At 72.0% G+C, this 3,094-nt stretch carries 2 protein-coding genes; both read left to right on the top strand.

Annotation, left to right across the window (positions count from 1 at the left end; genetic code table 11):
* On the top strand, positions 1-943 hold a 943-nt coding region (locus AB0H32_RS47610), incomplete at its 5' end, for a beta-ketoacyl reductase (RefSeq protein WP_361135769.1).
* A gap of 105 nt (positions 944-1,048) precedes the next feature.
* The coding region (locus AB0H32_RS47605) for a type I polyketide synthase (protein ID WP_361135766.1) at positions 1,049-3,094 on the top strand (2,046 nt) is incomplete at its 3' end.

Below are 3,094 nucleotides of genomic sequence, written 5' to 3'. Positions count from 1 at the left end.
GGACCTGGACGCGTTCGTCCTGTTCTCCTCCGCCGCCTCGACGCTGGGCTCCGCCGGCCAGGGCAACTACGCGGCCGCGAACGCCTTCCTCGACGGTCTGGCCGAGAACCGGCGGGCCCGCGGTCTCGCGGGTGTGTCGGTGGCCTGGGGTCTGTGGGGCGGAGGCGGCCTGGCCGAGTCCAAGGAGGCGATCCGCTCGCGGATGCGGCGGCTCCCCATGCCGGCGTTGGATCCGCAACTGGCCGTTCGAGCCTTGGGTGAAGTGCTCGAACAGTCGGATGCGGTTGTCACGGTCATGGATATAGATTGGGCGCGGTTGGCGGCGGCCACCGGCGCGGTGGACCTGCAACGACGCCCGTTGGTACGGGACTTGCCAGAGGTTCGCGGGCTGGCCGCCGCGGGGGCTGGATCTGTTGATGTGGTGCACGGTGAAGGGGAGTTGGGTCGGCGCCTGACCGGTATGGACCGGGCGGAGCAGGACCGGGTGCTGACCGATGTGGTGCGGACCGAGGCGGCAGTGGTGCTGGGGCATGCCTCGGCGGCCGCGGTCCAGGCCAGGCACGCGTTCAAGGAGCTGGGCTTCGACTCGCTGACGGCGGTCGAGCTGCGGAACCGTCTGAACGCGGCGACCGGGTTGCGGCTGCCTGCGACGCTGATTTTCGACTATCCGACTCCGGTGGCACTCGCCACCTGGCTGCGGACGGAACTCGTCCAGGACGAAGCGGTTTCGGCTCCGGTTCTCACCGAACTCGACCGGCTGGAGGCTGCCCTCCGGGCCGAGTCGCTGGACGAACCGGCCCGGGAAGAGGCCGCCGACCGGCTGCGCCGGCTTCTGGACGCCCTGGGCGTCCAGGACGCCGACATGAGCAAGAAGCGGCGTGAAGCACAGCTCGACGCCGCGACCGACGACGAGCTGTTCGCCCTCGTCGACGAACTCGACTGACCCCTGCCCGGGCCCGATGGGCTTCGCCCGAACAGGGTTGTCCCGCCCGCTCCGTGCGGTCGGCCTTCCCTCCGACACCGCCGAACTCATTCCTGGGAGCTGACCATGTCTGACGAGGACAAGCTTCGTAGTTACCTCAAGCGGGCCATCGCCGACGCCCAGGACGCCCGTGCACGGCTGCGCAAGGTGCAGGAGCTGGCGGCGGAGCCGGTGGCGATCGTCGGCATGGCGTGCCGCTTCCCCGGTGGCGCGGCCACGCCGGAGGGGTTCTGGGAGCTGCTGGCCTCGGGCGGCGACGCGGTGGGCGGATTCCCGACCGACCGCGGGTGGGACCTGGACATCTACGACCCGGACCGGGAGAGCGAGGGCACCTCGTACACCCGGTCCGGGGCGTTCCTCCAGGGAGCGGCGGGGTTCGACGCCGGGTTCTTCGGGATCAGTCCGCGTGAGGCGCTGGCGATGGATCCGCAGCAGCGCCTGCTGCTGGAGACGTCGTGGGAGGCGCTGGAGCGGGCCGGGATCGACCCGAGCGCGCTCCGCGGCAGCGCGACCGGCGTGTTCGCGGGCGGCTTCGCATCGGGGTACGGCCTCAGTGTCGCGTCGTCGGGCGAAGGAGTGTCCGGCGGCGAGGGCCACTTGATGACCGGCAACGCGACCAGCGTGCTGTCGGGCCGGGTGTCGTACGTGATGGGCCTGGAGGGTCCCGCCGTGACGGTGGACACGGCGTGTTCCTCGTCCCTGGTGTCGTTGCACCTGGCCTGCCAGGCGGTGCGGTCCGGTGAGTGCTCGCTGGCACTGGCCGGAGGCGTGACGGTCATGGTGACACCGGGCATGTTCGTGGAGTTCTCCCGGCAGCGCGGGCTGTCGGCGGACGGACGGTGCCGCGCCTTCTCCGAGGACGCCGACGGCACGGGCTGGGCCGAGGGCGCCGGCATGCTCGTCCTGGAGCGGCTCTCCGAGGCGCGGCGGCTCGGCCACAAGGTGCTGGCGGTGGTACGCGGCAGTGCGATCAACCAGGACGGTGCCTCGAACGGCCTGTCGGCGCCGAACGGCCCGTCCCAGCAGCGGGTGATCCGAGCCGCCCTGGCCAACGCCCGCCTGACGGCCGCCGATGTGGACGCGGTCGAGGCGCACGGCACGGGCACCACGCTCGGTGACCCGATCGAGGCGCAGGCACTGCTTGCGACCTACGGCCAGGAGCGGGCCGGGCAGGCGCCGTTGTGGCTGGGCGCGGTGAAGTCGAACATCGGACACACGCAGGCGGCCGCGGGAGTTGCCGGTGTGATCAAGATGGTGCTCGCCCTGCAGCACGAGCAGTTGCCGCAGACCCTGCACGCCGGAGAACCGACCTCTCATGTCGACTGGGCGGCGGGCGAAGTGCAGCTGCTGAACCGGCCGGTGCCGTGGCCTGCCGGGGAACGGGCGCGCCGCGCGGGTGTGTCCGCGTTCGGGATCAGCGGCACCAACGTCCACGTCATCCTGGAGGAGACCCCTGCCGAGGACCCCGAGTCCGGGGACGAAACGCAGGGGAGCACGGCACCGGAGGACGGTGCGGCCGAGGCGCTGGACGGGGGCGGCGCCGGGGCGGCGCCGGTGGTGTCGGACGCCCGTGCATGGCTGGTGTCGGGGCGCTCGGCCGAGGGCCTGACGGCACAGGCGGGACGCCTGCGCGAATGGGTCACCGCACGGCCGGAGTCGGAACCGGCCGACGTGGCCTGGTCCCTGGCGACCACACGGTCGGCCTTCGAGCACCGGGCCGTCGTACTGGGCGGTGAGCGCGCGGAACTGGTCGCCGGTCTGGAGAGTCTGGCGGCCGGGGCATCGGCGGCCTCGGTGGTGTCCGGGGTGACGCGTGCCGATGTGCGCGTGGGACTGGTCTTCGCGGGTCAGGGTTCGCAGTGGGTGGGGATGGGCCGGGGGCTGTACGAGGGCAGCCCGGTCTTCGCCGAGGCGTTCGACCAGGCGTGCGGCTTCCTGGAGCCGGAGCTGGGAATCTCCGTCCGGGACGTCGTCCTGGGCGCCGACGACGTGGACGAGACCTCGGCCGATCAGACGCTGTATGCGCAGGCGGGTCTGTTCGCCTTCGAGGTCGGTCTCGCGGCCGTGCTGAGGGCCGCGGGTGTGGTCGCGGATGCGGTGGTCGGTCACTCG

The organism is Streptomyces sp. NPDC020362 (genome assembly GCF_040642095.1).
GTDB lineage: Bacteria > Actinomycetota > Actinomycetes > Streptomycetales > Streptomycetaceae > Streptomyces.
Note: the sequence above shows the minus strand (reverse complement) of the source record. Positions and strands in the feature narration are given on the sequence as shown.